This is a genomic window from Parasporobacterium paucivorans DSM 15970 (genome assembly GCF_900141895.1).
In the GTDB taxonomy this organism is placed as follows: domain Bacteria; phylum Bacillota; class Clostridia; order Lachnospirales; family Lachnospiraceae; genus Parasporobacterium; species Parasporobacterium paucivorans.
In genome coordinates, this window is the sequence record NZ_FQYT01000016.1 from 37,356 (window position 1) to 55,905 (window position 18,550).

18 protein-coding genes are annotated in these 18,550 nt (G+C 43.0%); 5 read left to right on the forward strand and 13 right to left on the reverse strand.

The genetic code is table 11. The annotated features are described in order from the left end of the window. Positions 1-163 precede the first annotated feature (163 nt). Genes BUA79_RS08070 through BUA79_RS08080 form a run of 3 tightly spaced genes read right to left on the reverse strand, consistent with a single transcriptional unit; the run spans position 164 to position 4,082 of the window. The gene (locus BUA79_RS08070) at positions 164-2,590 is read right to left on the reverse strand and encodes a DEAD/DEAH box helicase family protein (protein WP_094757379.1); all 2,427 of its coding nucleotides are present in this window, start codon (positions 2,588-2,590) and stop codon (positions 164-166) included. A 20-nt stretch (positions 2,591-2,610) separates the two neighbouring features. Beyond that, the gene (locus BUA79_RS08075; protein ID WP_073993927.1) at positions 2,611-3,204 is read right to left on the reverse strand and encodes a class I SAM-dependent methyltransferase; all 594 of its coding nucleotides are present in this window, start codon (positions 3,202-3,204) and stop codon (positions 2,611-2,613) included. Continuing rightward, positions 3,201-4,082, reverse strand: coding sequence for a DUF1643 domain-containing protein (locus BUA79_RS08080; protein ID WP_073993928.1), 882 nt, complete (start codon positions 4,080-4,082; stop codon positions 3,201-3,203). Before BUA79_RS08080 ends, BUA79_RS08075 begins: the two co-directional genes overlap by 4 nt. A 794-nt stretch (positions 4,083-4,876) precedes the next feature. On the opposite strand from BUA79_RS08080, the gene BUA79_RS08085 reads away from it, so the two are divergent. After that, complete coding sequence (locus BUA79_RS08085) at positions 4,877-5,206, forward strand: DUF3221 domain-containing protein (RefSeq protein ID WP_073993929.1); 330 nt, start codon at positions 4,877-4,879, stop codon at positions 5,204-5,206. 17 nt (positions 5,207-5,223) lie between these two features. Here BUA79_RS08085 and BUA79_RS08090 read toward each other — a convergent pair whose 3' ends face one another. The 5 genes from BUA79_RS08090 to BUA79_RS12545 form a co-directional block, all read right to left on the reverse strand. Further along, positions 5,224-5,553, reverse strand: a complete 330-nt coding sequence (locus BUA79_RS08090; protein WP_094757375.1) for a YolD-like family protein — start codon at positions 5,551-5,553, stop codon at positions 5,224-5,226. Next, the gene (locus BUA79_RS08095) at positions 5,543-6,811 is read right to left on the reverse strand and encodes a Y-family DNA polymerase (RefSeq protein ID WP_073993930.1); all 1,269 of its coding nucleotides are present in this window, start codon (positions 6,809-6,811) and stop codon (positions 5,543-5,545) included. The genes BUA79_RS08090 and BUA79_RS08095 overlap by 11 nt, the downstream gene beginning before the upstream one ends. Positions 6,812-6,930: 119 nt before the next feature. Beyond that, the gene (locus BUA79_RS08100; protein ID WP_073993931.1) at positions 6,931-7,272 is read right to left on the reverse strand and encodes a hypothetical protein; all 342 of its coding nucleotides are present in this window, start codon (positions 7,270-7,272) and stop codon (positions 6,931-6,933) included. Between the two features lie 65 nt (positions 7,273-7,337). Then, on the reverse strand, positions 7,338-7,847 hold the full coding sequence (locus BUA79_RS08105) for a YaiI/YqxD family protein (protein WP_073993932.1): 510 nt from the start codon (positions 7,845-7,847) through the stop codon (positions 7,338-7,340). Positions 7,848-7,907: 60 nt separating this feature from the next. Further along, a complete protein-coding gene (locus BUA79_RS12545) occupies positions 7,908-8,063 on the reverse strand; it encodes a hypothetical protein (RefSeq protein WP_178138565.1) in 156 nt (51 codons plus the stop codon). 343 nt (positions 8,064-8,406) lie between these two features. On the opposite strand from BUA79_RS12545, the gene BUA79_RS08110 reads away from it, so the two are divergent. From BUA79_RS08110 to BUA79_RS08125, 4 genes are all read left to right on the forward strand, one after another. Next, positions 8,407-9,396 (forward strand): helix-turn-helix transcriptional regulator, encoded by a 990-nt coding sequence (locus tag BUA79_RS08110; protein WP_073993933.1) that lies wholly within the window; start codon positions 8,407-8,409, stop codon positions 9,394-9,396. A 30-nt stretch (positions 9,397-9,426) separates the two neighbouring features. Beyond that, a complete protein-coding gene (locus BUA79_RS08115; protein ID WP_073993934.1) occupies positions 9,427-10,671 on the forward strand; it encodes an exonuclease SbcCD subunit D in 1,245 nt (414 codons plus the stop codon). After that, a complete protein-coding gene (locus BUA79_RS08120) occupies positions 10,637-14,131 on the forward strand; it encodes an AAA family ATPase (protein ID WP_073993935.1) in 3,495 nt (1,164 codons plus the stop codon). Before BUA79_RS08115 ends, BUA79_RS08120 begins: the two co-directional genes overlap by 35 nt. 160 nt (positions 14,132-14,291) lie before the next feature. Further along, on the forward strand, positions 14,292-14,552 hold the full coding sequence (locus tag BUA79_RS08125) for an SHOCT domain-containing protein (protein WP_073993936.1): 261 nt from the start codon (positions 14,292-14,294) through the stop codon (positions 14,550-14,552). A 59-nt stretch (positions 14,553-14,611) separates the two neighbouring features. Here BUA79_RS08125 and BUA79_RS08130 read toward each other — a convergent pair whose 3' ends face one another. The 5 genes from BUA79_RS08130 to BUA79_RS08150 form a co-directional block, all read right to left on the reverse strand. Beyond that, on the reverse strand, positions 14,612-14,884 hold the full coding sequence (locus BUA79_RS08130; RefSeq protein WP_073993937.1) for a 2Fe-2S iron-sulfur cluster-binding protein: 273 nt from the start codon (positions 14,882-14,884) through the stop codon (positions 14,612-14,614). 27 nt (positions 14,885-14,911) lie between these two features. After that, complete coding sequence (locus BUA79_RS08135) at positions 14,912-16,360, reverse strand: FUSC family protein (protein WP_178138566.1); 1,449 nt, start codon at positions 16,358-16,360, stop codon at positions 14,912-14,914. Between the two features lie 273 nt (positions 16,361-16,633). After that, the gene (locus BUA79_RS08140; protein WP_073993939.1) at positions 16,634-17,059 is read right to left on the reverse strand and encodes an arsenate reductase ArsC; all 426 of its coding nucleotides are present in this window, start codon (positions 17,057-17,059) and stop codon (positions 16,634-16,636) included. Continuing rightward, complete coding sequence (arsB, locus tag BUA79_RS08145; protein WP_073993940.1) at positions 17,052-18,143, reverse strand: ACR3 family arsenite efflux transporter; 1,092 nt, start codon at positions 18,141-18,143, stop codon at positions 17,052-17,054. Before arsB ends, BUA79_RS08140 begins: the two co-directional genes overlap by 8 nt. Before the next feature lie 39 nt (positions 18,144-18,182). Beyond that, positions 18,183-18,488, reverse strand: coding sequence for an ArsR/SmtB family transcription factor (locus BUA79_RS08150; protein ID WP_073993941.1), 306 nt, complete (start codon positions 18,486-18,488; stop codon positions 18,183-18,185). Positions 18,489-18,550 lie beyond the last annotated feature (62 nt).

The following is an 18,550-nucleotide window of genomic DNA, read 5'->3' on the forward strand; positions in this document are numbered from 1 at the left end:
AAATCATATTTTCCTGACAAAATAATGCTTTCATTATTTCTGGCTAATCCAGTAGGCTTAAATATTTCACCATAAACCGAAAACCCGGCGCAATAGCATTCTTCCCGAAAAAGTCCGGGTTCCTTGCTCCTGAGATTATTGGACTCGTTGCCATTCTATGATATCAAATTTCATCCTGCTCCGAATATCTTCTCCGATAATACAGCATGGTCCGGTATTCTATAATGTCTTTCATATGCCTGCGGAATGCCGGTTGCCCAATTACATCTTTAAGCTCTTCACGCAATGCAATCGCATAACCTTCTTTATCGACGAAAAATCCTTTTCCGGATGCTTTTAAGAATTTCACCGGATTCTTTTTTGCGTTGCTCAGGTGCTGTCTGTCTGTAATTGATTTATACTCTTCACAGGTTATATCTTTCCCTAAGTCCTTCCAGTTCGTACCCGTTGCAAAAAATGCTTTCCACTTTTTCAGAATATCCTCTTCTGTTAAAGCCATCTTCACATTGCCCTCATTATAGAACGCTGATAAAATAGGCATTTTATACACTTTCTGCATATCAGTGGTTTCCAACAGCGCAAGAAATTCTCTGCCAATCCCATTGTAAACCAGCTTCTCCTCCTTGGATAATTCACCTAAATCATATAGATATTCCATGTATCTTCGGAATGGATTCTCCTTTGCGTTTCTCAGGCATAACTGATAGACCGAATCTTCCATATAGGTAAACAACTCTACTCTGCCTGGTACATGGCCGCCCAGACACTCCTTCACCCGGAAGTACTCACCTTTGATGAGTTCCCGTGCCGTAAGAAGACGCTTCTCCATTTCCTGAAACAGATCAATCAGGCGCATGTCAAAATCCACGAAACAGTCATTGGGGAACATGAGATCCTGCTGCTGATTTGAGAGTCCCTGCTCTCTGGAATAACTTTTCCCGCTGAGGAGATACGGTGCTCTGCCGGCTTTCTCATAATTCCCGATAAAGTCCAGAACATTGAGATGTTCTTTGCCTCTGCTGTTACGAAGTCCCCTACCCAACTGCTGCAGGAAGACGACAGGGGATTCTGTAGGACGCAGAAAAAGAACCATGTCGACCGAGGGAATATCCACTCCTTCATTGAACATATCCACCGAAAAAATCACTTTCACTTCGCCGCTGTGCAGCTTTTTGATCGCCGCTTCCCGGTCTTCAGAAAACTCCCCATTGGCATTGCTGTACACCGCGACTGCCGGAACTCCTCTCCTCACAAACTCACGTGCCATTTCCTCCGCATGAAGTCTGGAACAGCAAAATCCCAATGCCCGGCAGGAGCGGTATTTCATATAATATTTATAAATCAGATCCTGCCGCTTTAGATTTCCTATATAGGTCTTGTTCAGCTCCTTTTCATCATATCTGCCTTTGACAATACGTAACCCGGAATAATCCGTTTCATCATAGATTCCATAATAGTGGAAAGGCACAAGCATTCCTTTGTTGATGGCATCTTTCAGCGAAATTTCATAGGGGACATTGTAATCGCAGATTTCATAAATATTCCTGCCATCCATTCTTTCCGGAGTCGCAGTCAGTCCCAGAAGGAATTTCGGCTTGAAATAATTTACGATTCTCTGGTATTGGTCATTTACTGCATGATGGAACTCATCAATGACTACATAGTCAAAATAATCGGGCGCAAAATACTCTTCCTGCAGATAATTTTCTCTGCCCAAGGTGGATACCGAGGCAAAAATCACTGCTTTGTCCGTATCTTTCTGTATTCCATTAAAAAATCCATAATCCTCCGATTTCCTGACATTCCGAAAAGATATGGCGGCCTGTTTTAATATTTCTTCCCTGTGGGCTACAAAAAGTACACGCTCATATTTTGCCGAATCGAAGGCGGCCAAAATCGTTTTTCCCACACCGGTAGCTGCGTGGATCAGTCCCTTTGCCGCTCCTTCGGCTCTGCTGTCTTCCAGCGCATATAAAGCCTCAATCTGAACACCTCGGGGCTGCAGCAATTCTTCCACATTAGTGTCTGAATATACATCCTCTTCATCATATTTTGCCAGGTCTTTTGCGACCGCCGGCTTTGTCCAGTTTCTGGAATACCTTTTCAGCTCCGCATCATCGATTACAATCGAGTGGTAGTTGAACAGGTCCTCAAATGTATCCAGGAACAAATCAAAATTCCTTTTATCTGTACAACTGCCAAAACGGTAGTTCCACTCAATCCCTGAAGTCATGGCACTTCTGGAAATATTGGAAGAACCAATGTAAATTTCACTGTCTGATTCACCGTGAAAAATATAAGATTTTGGGTGGAAGGATCGTTCCTTATCATTGTAGAACCTGAGATCGATCCTGTTGCCCAGTTCCTTTTTTATAAGGTATAATGCAGACGGCTGTGTAATTCCCAGGTAATTCCCCGTAAGCAGACGAATCTGCACTCCCCGGTCCAGGGCATCTTTCAAATCAGCAAGTAGCATCCGGACCCCGGATTCCATAAGGAAAGATACGATAATATCTATCTTTTGTGCATGAAGGATACTCATTTTCAGCTGGTAGTAAAGAAAACGGCTCTTATTTCTGCCGCCTGTCATTACATCCGTTGTTCCGATATTTATATTTTCCGCAGGATAATATTGAGCCACTTTTCTTCCCCTCTTTCAGGCCGTACGTCTGAAGTGATCCACTGGTCTTCCAAACGAAAAACTTTTGTTTCCTGTAATAGGTTTTCAAATTTTTCCTCTGTCATATCCGTGAAATATCTGCCGTTGCGTTCCCCTTCGAATGTTCCGTATTTAAAGGAAGTGTATACAATTCCGCCGTTTTTCAGAGCCCGGGCCATTTTCACCAGAACATCCCGCAGCTGGGCATAGGGCAGATGCAAAATGGAAGAGCATGCCCATATGCCCTCGTAGATTTCAATATCTTCAAGATCCTGGAAGAGCATATGCTTTACTTCTGTCCCTGTATGTTCTGAGGCCAGCCTGCACAGCTCCTCCGATCCGTCCGTTGCCGTCACGCGGTAACCCTGTTCCAGAAAATATTTTGTATCACGACCGGAACCGCATCCAAAATCCAATATTGTACTGCCAGGGACTAATTTCCCCAAGAAGCGTTGCTGGGTAGCCTGAAAATCCACATTCCGCGTTCCTGCATTGAAGTCTTCTGCATTTTCGTCATAATAATTGATTGTTTTTGAGCTGTTCATCGGTTTGTTTTCCTTATTTCCCTCGTCATCAGATTACCCTCTTCAGCCCCCGGGCCAGATTCCTTGTATAGCTTTTGAAGTTTTCTTAGAACAGCTAAGAGATTTCCGTTTTCTACCCTTCTCATTAATGCACCATTCGAAAAATAATCTTCTCTCATAATGGCAGTAAGCAATGCTCTTGCGTGTTTGTAGTCAGCATTTTTTAAAGCTTTCATTTCTGCATCAACATCTACCGGTCTTGTGCTAAGGCATTTATTGTATTGCCTGTCCATAAAATCCGCCTTATAAAGTGATTGAATAAAATCCGACTCATTATCTAATGTGCTGTTTTTCAGTCCCTTGATGTGAGAGAACACCTGATCAACACTAGCCTTTTTGATATATTCATCAATGTCAAAGGCTTTCAGCTTTTCTGTTTTTTCTAAGTATAGCGGGTGATGTGGGTGTCCAAGCTTTGAGACACGGCCAGCATTATACCATTTACAATCGTAATCTTTTGACATATCAACAATCTGATATAGGCAGTTCAACAGATATGGTCGCTTGGTAATCACTGTACCCCACGCTGCCCAAATTGCTGGTTGTTTATTTTTCATTACATTTTCGATGTGTAGCAAGTTCTCAAATATTAAGTCATAGTCCGGCTTGTCATGCATATCCTCTGGGTCTGTTGCTCTTTGCGGGTATACATTGAGCATGATCCAGCTGTCAAACCCATTTGCTTCACATATTCTTGCAACCGATTTCAGCGTATTATCCAGCATCCCTGGCTCTGCGGTACTAGGATTAACTCCGATACAAATAAGCGGTTTTTCACCGACAGTACCAAGTAAGTATCGACCTGTGTTATCTTTATTTTTCTCATAGATCCAGTTCATCTGTTTCACCTCCGGGTGGTCTTATACATTTATTCATGTCCGTTAATCAAAGAGGGGATACAGTCATAATATGTCAAATCACATCATTATAAGTATCTCACTCAATTGTTTTAATTGCCGTGGCTTTTATAATAATTCATCAGGTGTCCCAAAAACAGTACTTTAGACGCAAAAAACCAGTCAAGGATATCCCTGACTGGAATCATATATTACCCAAAAACGGACTATGCTCAGTAGTATCAGCTTAATAGTAAATATACCCGCTAACTTTGCCTTCAAAACAGTCTTTTTACAAGTAATATAATTAATGCACGTAGATTCTGTCCAGAACAACTCTCTGTTGATATTCTATCATATTCACATAAATAAATCATTAAATTTGCCAGAAAATCAGATGTTTTCGAAAAATAATGAATGAATTTATCAACCACTTTTTCTCCAAACCAAATTATGAATGCTTTTGCTTTTTCAAGACTCGCGGCAAATCAACATCACATGTAACGGTATGGATTTCCATCCAAAAATGAATAAAGCCAAGTAGTTTCGCCTGCTGTGGCGGGATGGTCGACTGCAAGGTCAAGATTGATAGGAATCAGGGACTCTCAGTGCCTTCCTGAGCCTTCAATCTGAGTGAGGGATTTAACATTTCCAAAACTCACAAAAAATCCATGGTACAATCTACCGTTTGGGGAACATATCCGGTAGAGATTTGACTCTCCCCCAGCCCGCCATTATGATATAATTAGAGTGACCAAACTCATACACGGTCTAAGAATTTTGAAGGTGGTGATTTCATGAAGCGATTGAAAGTTTCTATTCTTTTTCTTTGTCTGATTTTTGCGCTCTGTGCTTGCACCAAAGACGACAAAAGGATTTTCATGGCTACAGTAATTGAAAATACTGACGCTTTGCTTGTTGAACCGTATAAAGATTCCGTTGAATATACATCCTCCGACAGGATTGTTGTTCACGCAGACAAGGCGATCGTACTTAACAGTCAAAGATTGAAAATAAACGTTTCCGACATCGTTGCCGGTCAGACGGTCCGGATAACCTACAACGGCGTAGTCGCCGAAAGTTATCCTGCTCAAATTTGGGCATACAAAATAATGATAGTTGAATAGGAATATCAGATTTATTTTTATCCATTTATATCCAAAACATCATCGAAAGGGATTTTTGTATCTACGATCCTAAGTATGCGATTGGGCTCATCAATCAATGCAACCATGCCCGTGATTTGCAGATACTCATCCTCATGGAAGTAAGTGATGGTGGCAACAGTCCCTCGCTTAAGCTGGCAGAACTTTTGATTTAGTTCCTGGGCCATTTCTTCAGACAGCTCAATCTTCGGTACTATGATTTTCTCTTTCTCCGCCAGCGCTTCCGGCAACCCCTTCAGCGCTGCAAACGGCAGGAATTGCTTGGCTCGCTCGGAAACGGGCATCTTGCCCCTAGGTTTAGTCGCCACTTTTGTGTCCTCCGATCTGCCGGTTTCGATCCAGGGTTGTAGCCGCCTCTTCTAAGTTTATCCCTTTGAGAATAGCGTTTTTTCCGTATTTCTTTTTTATATTCAATATCGCAGACTGTACCATCCGATTGCGTTCCAGGTTTTCAGGTGCATCAAAAAGGCTATATTGGGCATACCCCTCTGGTATAACATGGTTGCAGATAATATTGATCCTGCGGACCGGGTATTTGGCGTTTACAATACGCTCATATAATGCTGCAACAGCAGGAATGATTACTTTATCAGAGTTTGATTCCGTGTCCAGAGAAGCGGTTCCTCGTGCCGGTTCCAGGTGCAGGCCGTTGGAATAGCCGACATGCAGGGTTATTGAGCCAGTCACAAGCCCTTTATCCAGCAGATCCAGGCACAGCAAATCTGCCATTTCTTTTACAATGAGCTTACCTTCTTCAAATTTATAATCCCGCATCAGGACCTGCCCGCTGCTGAGGCAGTGGGTCTTTGATCTATAGGCTTTTATGTCGGAAATTGTGGTGGATTCACGTCCCCAGGCGTGATCGATCAGAAGTTCTGCATCGATGCCAAACATTCTGTATAACAAGTCTTCATTCGTTTCGGCAATCTGTCCCATTGTGGTAATGCCCATGTTTTCGAGTTTTTTTGCAATCCCGGCTCCCACACGCCAAAAATCCGTGAGCGGCTTGTGGTTCCAAAGAGTATTCCTATATAATGTTTCGTCAAGATAACCGATGAAGTCCGGTGAATGTTTCGCCGTAATATCCAGTGCTATCTTGGCAAGATACAGATTCGTTCCGATGCCGCAGGCAGCGCGGACTCCCGTCTTTTTCAGAATTTCCGCTATAATCGCTTCTCCCAGTTCCCTGGCAGTCATGTTGTAGAGCGCCATGTATCGGGTAACGTCAAGGAATGCCTCGTCAATGGAATAGACATGAATATCGTCCTTAGAAACATATCTGAGATAGACCGCATAAATTTCCGCTGAGCAGTCAATATAGAGCTGCATCCGTGGCTCAGCCATAATATATTCGATATTTTTCGGTATCTCAAATACCCTGCACCGGTTTCGAATGCCAAGAGCTTTCATTGAAGGAGTAATCGCCAGACAGATAGTTTTGTCACTGCGTTCCGGATCGGCAACCACAAGATTGGTGGTCATCGGGTCAAGCCCCCGCTCCACGCACTCCACAGAAGCATAGAAAGATTTCAGGTCAATACATAAGTAATATTTACTTTTCAACATGCCCCTCCTATCTGGTTCATCCAACCTGCACGCAGCAAACTGGCAAATCCTTAGATTTTCCCATGTCCGCTAATCTCAAAATGGCGCTGCGTTCTGATTCGTAACTGCGACAATACGAATCATCTCATTTGTATTGCATCATATATTTCTTTATAAAGCCTGTACCATCTTTGAACCCCATTTTCAAGTCGGTAGTAGTGTACAATATAAAACAATTCAACAACGCTGAAAATCAAAGCAATAACCACAAGACCCCTCAGGTCGATCATCATGCTCGCTACATAAAAAGCTATCATAAAGAATGCGAAGACAAGTGTAATTATCAAGTGCACAAATCTTTCATGCTGCATGAATTCAATCTGGGTTTTATGGTAATTTAACAGGGCTCCGAAATCCTGTTCATCTTTTGATTTCAAGCAGTTTTTGATGTACTCTTCATGATCTTTCATATATTTGTACATTACTTCCTCCCAATGAATTTCCACCCGCTTCATCGAACAAATCATAATCTCTTCCATCTATCTTATTATCGCCATTCCAGTCCTTCATGTTTTATCACCTGTTCTTCTTTTGCAGCCTTGGACATGTTTTCTTTTTTCTTCGTCTCTAATAATTTCAAAAATGACTCTTCGAATCTCCGGTCATCTTCCTCCGTCCGTTTTGCTGGTCCTTTCAGATGATGTTTGCTTTTAGCTCTTCTTGCCTTTCCGCTTAAGTGCCGTTCCATCAGCATTTGGTCTATGTTTTCGTTTGTGTACCATTTGCCACCCTGATGAATACAGGCTGCACCTTTTCCCAGTACCATTGCTGCTACTCCGTAATCCTGGGTAACAACAAGATCTTCTCTGGTGCAGATTCCTACCAAAGCAAAGTCAACGGCATCTCTTTCTGCACCGATGATTTTTACTTCACAGTAATCCGACTGCAGAACATGATTGGTGTCACAGAGCAGCATTACCGGTATTTCCTGTTCTTTACCTATTTCTTCAACGATTCTTGTCACCGGACAAGCATCGGCATCTACCAAAATTCTCATAATGATTCACTCTCCTATAAAAATATTTTATCATATGCCAAAGTTCTTGTCTTTCAATTGTTATCTTAGAACAACTAGAAGCCACTTTTCCATATTGCGGATATATGCCGTATTTTTACCAGCGCCCGTCTTCATGATATATCCCTCTTTGAGGAGGGATGCTAGTGCAATTTCAACAGTTGATGTGCTGACATCTGGACATTTTTCTAAAATCATGCGTTTCGACAGCTTTTGCATTGTATTATCAAATAGCCCGCGAATACGTTCCGGCTTGGAAAGATTTCTATTTTGCATCAATTCTACACGCGCTGACGTTGTTGTTTGCTATAAACCTTATTTTCGATATACAAAGATTTCATCCCAACAAAAATGCCTGAATACCGAGTCATTGCTGTGAAACAAAACCTCAAAGTGGTATAATGCTTGCATGGGAGAAATTCCATGCTTATACGAGTCCGTTTTATAACCCTTTTATTTGGTTATATTTAGATAGCAGATAACCAGCAGTTTGAATAGCTTGATCAAAAAAATAACCGGCAACACTACACCAGGAGGACCCATGGCAAAATCACCGAACCAGAAACTGAAATTGATTTTTCTGATGAAAATATTATTGGACAGGACCGATGAAACCCACAGCATGACGATGAACGAGATTCTCGATTCTTTAAACAGCTGCGGAATCCAGGCGGAAAGAAAAAGCATCTACAACGACCTCGAGACGCTGCGGGTGTACGGAATCGATATCATTGGCCAGCCGGAGAAAGGCACATACAGGTACTACGTGGCAAACCGTCAGTTTGAGCTGGCGGAGCTCAAGCTGCTGGTGGATGCCGTCCAGTCTTCGAAATTCATCACTGCAAAGAAATCCCATGAACTGATCAAGAAGATTGAAAGCTTTACCAGCATCTACGAGGCGACGCAGCTGCAGAGGTATGTATTCGTTTCGGAACGGGTAAAGACGATGAACGAGTCCATCTACTACAGCGTGGACAAGATTCATACGGCTATCAGTGCGAACGCGCAGATCAACTTCAAGTATTTTGAATGGTCCGTGGACAAGAAAATGCAGCTGCGCAAGGATGGCGCCAGCTACATCATCAGTCCCTGGGCCCTTACCTGGGATGATGCCAACTATTATATGATCGGGTTTGACGGCGCTGAAGAGAAGATCAAGCATTACCGCGTGGATAAAATGATTGGGATTGAAATGACAAAAGACAGGCGCGACGGAGCGGAACTCTTTGACCGATTCGATATGGCCGTCTACTCGAAAAGGATGTTCGGCATGTTCGGCGGCAGTGAGAAGAATGTGAAAATCATTTTTGAAAACCATCTGATCGGCGTGGCCATCGACCGGTTCGGGAAGGATGTCACAGTGATTCCGGAAGATAACGGGCATTTTTCCATAAATGTCCGGGTTGCAGTAAGCAACCAGTTCTTCGGATGGCTATTCGGCCTGGGAGGCGGGGCGAAAATCGTTTCACCGCCCGAGGTGGTCGACCTGATGCGGAAGGAAGCCCGGAGGCTGGCCGCACAGTATTATTAACATCAGAGTACAAGATAAGGGGAACAGCACATGAGAATTCTACATACCGCCGATTGGCATTTAGGAAAAAACCTGGAGGGATACAGCCGGATGGACGAGCAGGAGGCCTTCCTTTCGGACTTCGTCCAGACCGTTAAGGAGAACGAGGTTGACATGGTCGTCATTTCCGGTGATATCTACGACGGTCCGAACCCTCCGGCCAGAGCCGAAAAGATGTTTTACGATACTTTGAAGAAGCTCTCTTCCGACGGAGAGAGAGTCACTCTGGTAATAGCGGGCAACCATGACAATCCAGAGAGGCTTGTGGCAGCGGGACCGCTGGCCAGAGAACATGGAATTATTATGGTGGGGACGCCGAAGACGGTCATCGACACCGGTGAGTACGGCAGACACAAGGTTGTTGGTGCTGGAGAAGGATATATCGAGATTGAGATAAATGGAGAAAATGCGGTCATACTTACGGTTCCATTCCCGAGCGAGAAGAGGCTCAACGAGGTGCTTTACGGAGCAATGGACAGCGAAGAGGAACGGCTGGATTCTTACGGCGACCGGATAAAGGCGCTGTTTGACAATCTGAGCGGCCAGTTCCGGGAAGACACAGTAAATATTGCTGTGTCCCATTTGTTTGCTATGGGAAGTGAGGCATCCGGGTCGGAGAAAAACGTGTCCCTTGGAGGCACATTTATTGTCAACGGAAACTGTTTTCCGGACAAGGCACAATATATTGCCCTCGGACATATCCACAAGCCGCAGGTCGTGCCCGGCACACTTGGAAAAGCCCGGTATGCAGGCTCTCCCCTGCACTACAGCAAGAATGAAATCAACTTTCAGAAGAAATGCTTTATCGTCGATCTGAAAGCTGGAGAAGAATGCAGCATCCAGGATGTGGAGTTCAAGGTGTACAAGCCCATAGAAATCTGGAAATGCAGGAGCATAGAAGAAGCGATTGAGCGCTGCCAGGCAGAAGGCGAAAGGGATTGCTGGGTATATCTGGAAATCGAGACGGACCGTTATATCCAGGAAGATGAAATCAAGCTGATGAAGAATGCCAAAAAAGATATCCTCGAGATTATGCCCAGGATTATCGGCGAAAGCAATGAAGAAATCGACATGAGCAGTTTTTCCGAAAAATCGATTGAGGAGATTTTCAGGGAATTCTATCTGAAGGAAAGAAAGGTCGAGCCGCAGCAGGAGGTTGTGGATTTATTGCTTTCCATCATTGACGAGGAGGAAGAAAGCGTTGAAACCAATTTCACTGACCATCAAGGGGCTTAACAGTTTTATCGAAGCCCAGGAAATAGATTTTGAAAAATTGACACAGCAGGGTCTGTTCGGAATATTCGGTCCGACCGGCAGCGGCAAATCCACGATACTCGACGGCATCACCCTTGCCCTGTTCGGGGAAGTGGCCAGAAAGAGCGCGAATTTCATCAATACCAACTGCGACTCGGCAAATGTCAGCTACGAATTCCAGATTTCCGGTCAGGAAATGAAACGGTACCGTGTTGAGAGGGAATTCCGGAGAGAAAAGAAAACGGATGCCGTCCGGACCAAATCCGCAAAGGTTGTGGAGCTTGCAGGCGATACGGAAATTGTGCTGGAAGATGGGGTAAAAAGCGTCACTTCAAAATGCGAGGAAATCATTGGACTGAAACTCGACGATTTCACAAGGACCGTTGTCCTGCCGCAGGGAAAATTCAGCGAGTTCTTGAAGCTGACTGGCAAAGAAAGAAGCGAGATGCTGGAAAGGCTCTTCAATCTGCAGAAATACGGCGATGACCTCTCCGGCAGACTGTCCGGCAAAATCAGGACTGCAAGAAACAACGAAAGCCGCCTGGAAGGTGAGCTGAATGGCTATGAGGACTGCAGCGAAGAAGTTCTCAACGAGAAGCAAAAAGAGCTGAAAGAAAAAATCAAACAATTTGACCAGTGCCGAACAGAGCTGGCGCATGCGGATGTAAATTGCAAAAGCGGCGAAACTTTGTGGAACCTTCAGCTAGAACTGGAAAAAGAGAAAGCGAACGAAACGGAGCTGAAGAAGGCTGATGCCAGAATCGCCGAAATCCAGAACAAGGTCCTCTTAGGCGAGTCCGCATTGAAGGTAAAGCCTTATGTCGGTCCCTACGAGGATACTCTGCATAAGATGAACGATTCAGAATCGAACTTATCAAAACTGACGGAAAGTTTGTCCGGGATAAAGATAGACAAGGAAGAGAAAGAATCCGCCTTTGAAACGGCCAGAAACAGAAAGGAAATCGAATTGCCGGCTCTCAAAATCAAAGAGCATCAGGTAATGGAGTCCATCGATGAGAAGGTGAATCTGGATAAGCTTCTGGCAGAAAATGAATCTCTGCAAAAGGATATCCGTGATTTGGAAAAGGTGATCGTGACCGCAGATGCAGCTGTCGCAGCAAACGAGAAGAACATTGAGGATATCAGGGAGGAACTCGCTGCAAAGACAGCAAAAACTGAAGAGCTGAACGTTCCGGCAGAATATAAGGACAGGATCGGCAAGGCCCTCCTTACCCTCAACGACTTCAGAACCCTGCAGAAACACCAGGACAATCTTTTAGAAACAATCCGTACGAAATCAGAAGCCCTTGCACTGATGATCGAAGACCAAAAAAATAAGTATGCCGAATCTAACTTGAAAACCGAAGAGACAGACAAGGCTGCCCGCGCATTGAATGACCTGATTTCAAACTGCCCCGGCGACCAGGATGCCGTGTTAAAACTCAGTAACAGGCTGTTTGATGTAAAAACCGCGTGGGAAAAGAATGTGGAGTGCAGTTTGGTCCTGCAGAAGGCAAATTCCGAGATTGAGGCACTGGAAAAGGATGCCGCAGACAAGACAGGGATAAAAGATCCCCTGAAAATCGAGGTGGATGCGATCAGCAGCAGGATCAGAAGGGCCGAAACAGAGTGCGCAGCCTATGCACTGCGCGAGGCCCTGGCAGAGGGAGATATCTGCCTTGTGTGCGGTTCAAGAGAGCATCATCTGGAGAATATCGAGATTCCGGCGGTTGAAAACCTGGAGCAGGTAAAATCGGAGCTGCAGGAAAAAGCTGAAAGATTTCAGAAGCTATCCGATGAGATCCTGACCGCACAGGCAGGCATCGATCAGCAGAAGAAAATCGTTCAGGAAAACAGCAGCAAACTGCTTGAACTCGGTGAAGATTACAAGGCTTTCTCTCCAGAAAGCCTTAAAGTCGAATTTGAAACACTGAATGCTGCGGTCAAGAAATACACATCTGACAAGGAGAGCCTGGATACCCGCATCAAGGTTCTGACGCAGGAGAAAAGCGATCTCGAAAGTGCCTGCAAGGTAATCGACAATTCCATCAGCGGACTGGAAGACCAGCTGAATGACCTCAGAAAGAGTCTGCAGGAAACTGCCTCGGACCTTGAAAGCGCAAAGAAAAAATTAGACAGTCTGAAATCTGAACTTTCCATAGAAGATTTTGAAAGCGAGAGCTCCAAAATCAGCCGGATGGAAAAGGAGAAATCCGGTCTCGAACTGGAGATCAAAGAATTACGGGAGAAACTCCAGACCGCCCAGACTCTGAAGGATGAAGATTTCAAAAAAGCAGGGGGATATAAAGAACAGCTGAGCGGCATGAAGAATGCATTCACAGAAAAAAGCAAATCCGCAGAAGAAAAGCGCAATTCCATCCGGGCAAGAGCCGGCGAAATCGACAATCTCGAAAAGCTCAAAGAAACAATCTCTGAACTGATCAAGGATATAGAATGTAAATTCGGCCTCGCGGAAAAGGATAAGAATGATATTACCAGGAAGTATGACGAATGCAGCCAGGCAATCATACATGAACAGAAAACCCTGAGAGACTTGAGTGACAGACTCGCAAAAGACAAAGTAAATCTTGAGAGGGCACTGGCAGAAGAGAACATGAAGGATATCCAGGAAATCAGGAATCACCTTCTGACAAAGGATGAAATCGAACAGTTCGGGATAGAAATAGCCAGCCATAAAGAATCAATTAATAAGATTGCCGGTACCATCGAAACACTGGAAAAGAAAATCGATGGAAGAAGTCTGACTGAAGAAGAATGGAATGCCCTTATAGCAGCAAAAAAAGAAAAGACAGAGCTGCTTGAAACTCTGAACAATACGATGATACAGATAACTGAAAACATAAAGACGCTAAGCATAAGACTGGATACAAAAAAAGAAATACTGAAAGAGAAGGAAAAGCTGGACCACACCCTCTCCCTTCTGAGTGATCTGGAGAAGCTGTTCAAGGGGAAGAAATTCGTGGATTTCGTAGCCACGAACCAGCTCAAATATGTGTCCCTTGAGGCCTGCAAGAAACTGAAAGAGATCACCGGCGGAAACTACGGTCTGGAAGCAGATGAAAACGGCCGGTTTATAATCCGGGATTACAAGAATGGCGGGGCGCAGCGGGATGCCACGACATTGTCGGGCGGGGAAACCTTCCTGGCTTCCCTGTCACTGGCCCTGGCATTGTCTGCTCAGATCCAGCTAAAAGGAACTGCTCCTCTCGAGCTCTTCTTTCTGGACGAAGGATTTGGGACACTGGATGACAACCTGCTGGAAACTGTCATGGATTCCCTGGAAAAGGTGCATCACGAAAGGCTGTCTATCGGCATAATCAGCCATCTGGAGGCCATTAAGAACAGGATGCCCGTAAAGCTGAATATCACCCCTGCCGAAGCCGGAATGGGCGGAAGCAAGGTTAAGATTGAGCGGAATTAGTGGCTGGCAATTCCATTTGGTAACAGTATACAGTTCAGTTTAAGGAAAATTCATCTGGTTTTCATAAATCCATCACAATTATTTGATATATTCAATGTAGATATTATATCGTTTTTGCACGGAGATACAGAACCAATAGGTCAAAGGAGGAAAAATAGAGATGTACGGTTTTTACGGGACGGGACACAACTTATTCATGCAAGGAGGTTTTGGGTGTATAGGAATAGTATTTATAATTTTACATATTCTTTTTTGGATAGCAGCCATCTGTTTTGCAGTAAAGTTGTATCATAAATATTTCAAAAGAGTCGGCGAATCAAAAACAAAAAATAATACAGCCATGGCTATTCTTCGCGAAAGGTATGCTAAGGGAGAAATTGATTCCGAGGAGTTTAATAAAAGAAAATCAGATCTTGAATAAATAACAATCGATATTATAACCAGAATAAGCTGCCCTAGCTGCAGCTTTTTTTGGTCCCTTCATTCTTTCGTAATGACTACTACCTTGTCGCCGGTCACGTCAGCCTGGCATGCAAGCCTGTATCCTTCTTTTATTTTTTTATTTCCCAGTATATCTATCTCACTCTTTGTAGGCTCTGTAAGTTCGCCTGAAACAACCTTAACTACACATTTTCCGCATTTTCCTTTTCCATCACAGGAAGTCTTGAGTTTGATATTTGCATCCCCAGCCGCTTTTAATAAGCTTTTCCCTTGTTTCACCTCTGTTTCACTAATAAATGTTACTTTCGCCATAATATTAAGCCCTCCTTCGCCGCGACCTTATAAATACCGCGTAATAGTTATCATATGTCTTTTCATGTATTCCGAAAAGTCTGTACCCGTTTGCCTTAATTTCAAAGTATTTGAGTACACTTCCAGCCGGCTTCCCAGAAGGTAGGACAACAAAATCAAACGGTTTGTCTGATATTTCTGTCCATTTCTTTCCATGCCTTTAAAGCCGGGAATAGTCTCCCTGATATCGTCCAGTAATTTCATTATATATTCCACTTCCTTCGTAATGCGAATTGGAAATACAAATCGATTTCCCGTGTATGTAATTGCTGCGCCAAATATATTATAGCCAAATACTCTTGCCAGCATAATTACAGGCATTGAAGCTAAATCCATCGCAAGACATGCGCATGTAATGTTCATCATAAGCAACGTATCATTTTTCAGAGTATAGATAAAGAAATTTGCAATTGTCAAAATGATGACCCTGGATGCAAAGTCATTAAAAACAGGGAATAGGACTGCGCATGCCAATATCCCTGCTATTGTACCTTTCACCCTGGCAGCAACACGTTTTTCAACATTATCATAGATTGGCAGCATCGTGAAAAACACCGCTATAGGCAGCCAGTATATATTTGCCCAGGACGTAACATATGCAAAAGCCAGGCATACCGTTAAGACAATTCCCGTACGGAGGGCGAAACGTAATCGAAATGAACGGATATCCAGTTTTTTAATACGGAGATACAGCCGTCTGTTATCGGTCAGTGCGATATCTGCCTGTAAAGCCGCCTCAAAATTGGCAGTCATATTTTTGATCATTTCCAGGTCATTATAGAACGGCGTGTCTTCTGATTCCTCATGGGTCTTTGTGTCTGATATCTGCTCATTTATAAATAAATATACAATTTGAAAAAAGGCCACATAAATACAATATTGATTTGCACTTACTTTACTGCGGATGCTGTTGCGATTGGCCATATATATTTCACTGCTTATTTTACGGTTGATTTTAAATAAATTTTTTTGCTTAATTTCCAACCCAACATTATCCCCTGCTTCTATTATGGAGATTATCTCCTTGCACAAGGATATGCCTTCTCTGGTGAATTTCTTCAAAGGATCCTCTTTCTTAAAAGCACCAATAATTATTAAAAACAAAAACAATATAATAAAAGAAGCAAGAATTGCAGCAAAACGATTTAATAATCCATCCAACCCCTCTGCCCGAAAATTCTGAAAGAAAATCAATGCCAGTCCGGGAGGATAATAACCATCAGGCTGGTACTCATCCATAAAACTGTACCCAATCCAGAAAAACACAAGGCCGTTCAACAAAATGCACAAAACAATATTCATAACTGCAAAATAGGAAATAACAGCTATTGCAATATATATTATTAATGTCTTAATCATCGACCCAGAAAAATCCGTCTGATCCTTAAAATGAAGAAAAGACATCGTTGCGAATACACCGATTGTAATATTCTCCATTCCAAAAATAAAGTAGTTAACAAAAAATATAATTGTAATAACAATAGTAGGTAATATTGATTGGCTTAGATATTTTTTTAAAACAGCTAATATCATTACACTGCCCCTTGCCTTCGTTTTTTTAAATAATTGTGTTCTTCTGATTTTATTATACACCTTCTCCGTAGCCAAGCAATACAATCATCTTATTTCCACGGAACCCCGTAAATCAGCACGAAAAAACAGCCTGTTACAGCTGCTCATTTTCGTTTCCTATAATTTGTTTCTGTACATTTAGGAATATAACTGGGAGATTTTTCCGTTCGTTATCCGGCTCTTCAAATCCTCCACTTTTTCCTCAATTATCTTAGCTGTTTTTATGAATTCTTCTTTACTTTTTCCTGTCGGGTCCTCAAGTCCCCAGTCTTCTCTATGTTTGCTGGGAAGGTACGGGCAGTCCACGTTGCATCCCATGGTAATTACTATGTCCACTGGAGGAATATCGGATATCAGTTTGGATCTTTGGGAAAGGTTCATATCTACCCCATACATTTCCTTGATTACCGCAACCGCATCCTGATTGATCTGCGGTTTTGTTTCGGTACCTGCAGAATAGGCTTCATATACGTCTGCTGCACGCAGTTTTGATATTGCTTCGGCCATTTGGGACCGGCATGAGTTATGAACGCATACAAATGCGACCTTTATTTTTTCATCCATGGTTAGACCTCTTTCCGGATTTGTGCTTTGGAAATCCATTTTCATCAAAGAATTTTCGTTTGAAAAGCAGTGCGGAATCAACCAGTAAAATCATTACCGGCACTTCCACCAACGGACCTATGACTGCCGTGAAAGCGACATTCGAGCCTATTCCAAATACTGCCACTGCAACAGCAATAGCCAATTCGAAATTGTTGCTGGCTGCCGTAAAGGACAGCGTGACAGTCTGCTCGTATTTGATGCCTTGGCGGTATGACACGTAGAAACTGACAAAAAACATGATCGCGAAATAAAGTAAAAGAGGTATAGCAATTCTTACAACATCTAAAGGATTTTTGATTATCTGCTCACCTTTGGTGATGAACATTAAGATTATCGTATAAAGCAATGCTATCAATGCCAGAGGGGATATTCTCGGAATAAATACCTTTTCATACCACTCCTTTGTTTTCACTCTTGTCAACGTGAACCTGGTAATAAAACCTGCCGCAAAAGGAATCCCCAAATAAATAAGTACGCTTTTTGCTACTTCCCACATGGAAATGTCGACAATCTGGCCTCCCCAGGAAAGTCCAAGCCACTTTGGTATAAGAGTTACAAACAGATAAATATAAGCCGCATAGAGCAATATCTGGAATACGGAATTAAGTGCTACCAGGGCTGCGCCGTATTCGCTGTCTCCTTTTGCAAGGGAATTCCAAATGATAACCATGGCAATACACCTTGCAAGCCCGATGATAATAAGGCCAATTGCAAATTCCGGCTTGTCCCCGAGAAATATTATTGCCAAAATAAACATTAAAATTGGACCCGCAATCCAGTTCTGAATTAGTGAAAAGCCGAATACTTTTTTATTTTGCGTCACTTTTCCTATCTCTCCATACTTTACCTTGGCAAGAGGCGGATACATCATGACAATCAGTCCGATAGCAATTGGCCATGATATTGTCCCGGTACTCATTTTACTCAGCGCGGTAGACAGATTGGGCAAAAAATATCCGCCCAAAACCCCCACGGCCATAGCGATAAATATCCACAGTGTTAAGAATCTATCTAAAAATGATAGTTTTGACTTCTTTTCCATTTCATTATCCTTCCTCAAATTAACTTCAGAATCTCTGTTTTAGATTTTTTTGCAAATGCAATCATTCTTATCCCTTGTTATCTGGGCAAAAAATGATAGTACCTCATTCGCCTTGTCTTTATTTAGCGTATATCTCATCCATGCGCCATCCCGGGCAGCGTTTACAAGACCGCTTTCAGCCAGAATTTTCATATGGTAGCTGAGCGTGGATTGCGATATGCTGAATTCCTCTAATATTTTGCAGGCACACATTTCTCCGCAGGACAGCATGTCGATAATCTTCAATCTTGTTTCATCTGATATGGCCTTAAGTATCGGAACATATTCCGCATATAATCCGGTCATAGAATTCCCCTCCAATACATTTATATATTTCAATGTTATCGAATTCCATCGATATGATATGT